2 protein-coding genes and 2 pseudogenes are annotated in these 3,507 nt (G+C 60.5%); 2 read left to right on the top strand and 2 right to left on the bottom strand.

All coding sequences use genetic code 11. From position 1 onward, the window contains the following. Positions 1 to 328: pseudogene (locus F1542_RS11665) on the bottom strand (hypothetical protein); the annotation flags it as partial. A gap of 117 nt (positions 329 to 445) precedes the next feature. Here F1542_RS11665 and F1542_RS11660 point away from each other — a divergent pair. Next, positions 446 to 1,516, top strand: coding sequence for a COX15/CtaA family protein (locus F1542_RS11660; RefSeq protein WP_193733192.1), 1,071 nt, complete (start codon positions 446 to 448; stop codon positions 1,514 to 1,516). A gap of 47 nt (positions 1,517 to 1,563) precedes the next feature. Here the strand turns inward: F1542_RS11660 and F1542_RS11655 are convergent, their stop codons facing one another. Then, positions 1,564 to 3,021, bottom strand: coding sequence for a glycosyltransferase family 87 protein (locus tag F1542_RS11655; protein WP_193733191.1), 1,458 nt, complete (start codon positions 3,019 to 3,021; stop codon positions 1,564 to 1,566). Positions 3,022 to 3,290: 269 nt separating this feature from the next. Here F1542_RS11655 and F1542_RS11650 point away from each other — a divergent pair. Beyond that, positions 3,291 to 3,507: pseudogene (locus F1542_RS11650) on the top strand (hypothetical protein); the annotation flags it as partial.

Here is a 3,507-nt window from a genome sequence, read left to right as displayed (position 1 = left end):
CGTAGCCACACAGGCAACCGGTCACGGTCGCCAGCGTGGCCAGGACGCAGCCCGCCCCGATTCCGTAGGCGGCGCCGGCGGCAAAACACACCACCTGCCGTGGCAGGCCAAACGCGCAGAACACACTCGCGGCCAGGATGAAAATCACCACGCCTTCCACCCCCGAATGCAGGGCCGGGCCAGCCGTCAGCATATGCCGCAACCCCGGCAGGCGGCCAAGGACCGCCGCAAACCCGACAAAGGCCACAAGCAGCAGCACCGGCCGGACCAGCACGCGCAACGTGGACCGGGCGGGTGGTACTGGCTGTGCGGCGTGCGGTAATATCATGCGTGCGTCCCGTTTTCCGACAGCGATCTGGTCCTTCGCGCCTAGCATCGCCTTGCAGCGGACTGCAAGGGCGGTCTAAATCCGGTTATGTCCGCATATCCTCCCCTCGGCTCCTTGATGGGCCGTACGCCCCCGTCCGCGCAGGAGCTGCGCAACCGGCAGCGTATCTCGACGTGGCTGTTTGCAATCTGCTTCATGCTTGTCGGCATGATCGCACTTGGCGGTTACACCCGTCTGACCGGGTCGGGCCTGTCCATCATGGACTGGCGGCCCATTACCGGCATGATCCCGCCGCTGAGCCACGCGGAATGGGAACGGCAGTTCGCGCTGTACAAGACCATTCCGCAATACAAGATCCTGCATGACGGATTCGGGCTTGCGGGCTTCCAGCAGATCTTCTGGGCGGAATGGACGCACCGCTTCTGGGGGCGGCTCATGGGGCTGGTCCTGCTGGTGCCCCTGGTCTGGTTTTCCATTACCGGCGCGCTGAGCCGGGGCCTGGCGCTGCGACTGGTGCTGTTTTTCGTGCTGGGCGGGCTGCAGGGCGCGATCGGGTGGTTCATGGTGGCGTCAGGCTTCAACCCGGACAGCACGGCGGTCGCCCCCGTGCGGCTGGTGCTGCACCTGTGCTGCGCCTTTGCGCTGTACATCGCCATCCTGTGGACGGCACTGTCCGTGCGGACACCGCGCCCCGCCTTCATTCCCGCCACGCCTGAAGCCGTGCGCGTTCACCGGCTGGTCTGGGCCATCTGCCTGCTGGTGGGTATCACGGTCATTGCGGGTGGCTTTACTGCGGGCACGCATGCGGGGTTTGCCTACAACACCTTCCCGCTCATGGATGGTCACCTGATCCCGTCGGGCTACGGGCGGCTGCACCCGTTCTGGCTGAACTGGTTCCAGAACATTCCCGCCGTCCAGTTCGACCACCGCCTGCTGGCAACCACCACGGCCCTTGTCATTGGCGGCACCATCGTGCTGGGACTGCGCACGCCGCAACTGGGCCAGGATGTCCATAGCGCGCTGGCGGTACTGGGCTGGCTGGTGCTGCTGCAGTACGCACTCGGTGTGACCACGCTGCTGCTGGTGGTGCCGGTATGGGCGGGAACGGTCCACCAGACCTGTGCAGCCATCGTGCTGACAGCAGCCATCATCACCCTGCATCGCATGCGGGGGGTAGGCCGCCCGTAATACGCGGTATGGATGGCGGCACGCACGCCGTGCCGCCATCGCATCATTCATGGTGTTACGATATAAGCCGCCCCCTGCAGCCGCACATGCATGTAGCCCGCGCGGATGATACGCCACAGGTTGGGAAACTCCCAGATATCTTCCTGTGTATCAAAGCGTGAATTGCTGACGAACGCGGCGATATCGTGCCGGTCCACCACCTGTTCCAGCACCATCGCGTCATGCGTGACCGCCACGTGCTGGGAATAGTTGAAAAAATCCATCACCACCGGCTTGTGCGCCCAGTAGCACAGGGCCAGCGTCTCACACGCCACATCGCCATCAATCGCATGCACGGCGGCAATCGTTTCGTTTGATGCCTTCAGGCTATGCGCGATGGTGGTCACATTGCTGCGGTAAAGGTAGGGCAGATAGGCCGGCAGGCTGACCATCACCGGCAGCAGGTTCAGCCCCATCACGCCCACAAGGAGGGTACGCACAGGCACGCGGCCCGCCGTATCCCCCGTGGTCGCCAGGCAAGACATGGCCAGGCCCGCGCACAGGGCGGCTGCGATCAGTGCTTCGAAACAGGCATTATGCGACACCCCGGTACCCGTACGCTGCACGATGGCCGATGCCACCGCCAGCAGCAGATACAGCCCCAGCAGCAGTCCGGACCGATGGCGCAGATGCCGCCACGGCACGAATGCACATGATACCATCATGCCACCCAGCCCCAGTACGTTGCCCAATCCCTTGAGCATGCCATGCACATAGAAGATGCGTTTGTGGCCAAAGACACCCTGAATGAAATCCAGACCGAAAATGCTGTAGTACAGTCCCCCCAGCAGGCACAGGGACACAAGGCATCCCCCCATCCATGAAACGGCATGACGCCAGTCGGTCAGCAGCAGCCACACAAGGACCGCCACCGGCAGGGCCAGGATATTGTGCTTGAAGGTCAGTCCCGCCACAACGACAAAGCCCGCGCAGAAAGGCCGCCATGCACCGGTCCAGCCCGGTTCACGGTCATTGCCAAACAGCAGCATGAACCCCGCCATGATAACGGCCTGTCCCAGCCATTGCGGGTCATCCATGGCGACATAATCGCTATAGAAAACAGTGGAATAGAGCATAACCAGCAGGCCTGCGAACCATGCCCCGCCCCGTGTTCCGCCGCAGGCGAGGACAACGCGCCCCGTAGCCCAGGCACAGAAAAGCAGCGCCAGAAGCGAAATGACGCGCCCCGCCACGATCATGTCCCCCAGCAGCCAGCCAAACAACCCGACAACATAAAACGAACTGGGCGGGTAATTATTGAACACCATCTGTCCGTCCGGGGGATACAGCGGTGCATGATCCAGTCCTATGGCGCGCCGTGCCAGATACGCATTCCATCCTTCATTACTGGAAAACGATACGTGGGAAGTAATGAACGCCACGTGCGGAACAAGAAGGATAAATATGAAAAGTATTGCAATATAAAGCCATATTGATTTTTTTAAGTTAAAATTCATATCTTCCATATGGATTTTATTTTTCATGGCCGGGTTATTATATGTTATGCAAAAATGGACGAAATATGACGCATCCGGACATTTTCATGCTTCTGCGATGACAACAATCTGACCCCCTGCCCCTGATTAACGCACACGTACATGCTCCCCATCCTGACCTGAACGGGGCCGCATGGATACTGTTAGAATGCGCCATAACAATTTCATATATTACGCCTGCCATTTTTTATGGTGTCATGCCCCGTTGCACGGGTGCAGACCGGATGAAAGATAACCATATGAGGCATACGCCGCCCGCGACCGGACGGCAGGGATCGGGCACCCCTGACACCGGGGGGCAATCGGGTCCCGTGGCACGCCACGTCTTTTCCAGATGGATGATTTTCTGCGATACATCGCATTCAGATATGCAGGAATGGAACATGCTCAAGCTGAAACATGTCGTGACGGGTACGCTGCTGGCACTGATCGCATGCGGGCCAGTCGCCCATGCTG

The organism is Komagataeibacter sp. FXV3 (genome assembly GCF_015155755.1).
Classification (GTDB): Bacteria; Pseudomonadota; Alphaproteobacteria; order Acetobacterales; family Acetobacteraceae; genus Komagataeibacter.
The sequence above is the reverse complement of the archived record's forward strand: the minus strand, read 5'-3'. Positions and strand labels throughout refer to the sequence as shown.

What these genes read in the sequence shown, in the direction of transcription:
- F1542_RS11660 (WP_193733192.1), top strand. Translation starts at nt 446, where the DNA reads ATGGGCCGTACGCCCCCGTCCGCGCAGGAGCTGCGCAACCGGCAGCGT.
- F1542_RS11655 (WP_193733191.1), bottom strand. Translation starts at nt 3,021, where the DNA reads ATGGAAGATATGAATTTTAACTTAAAAAAATCAATATGGCTTTATATT.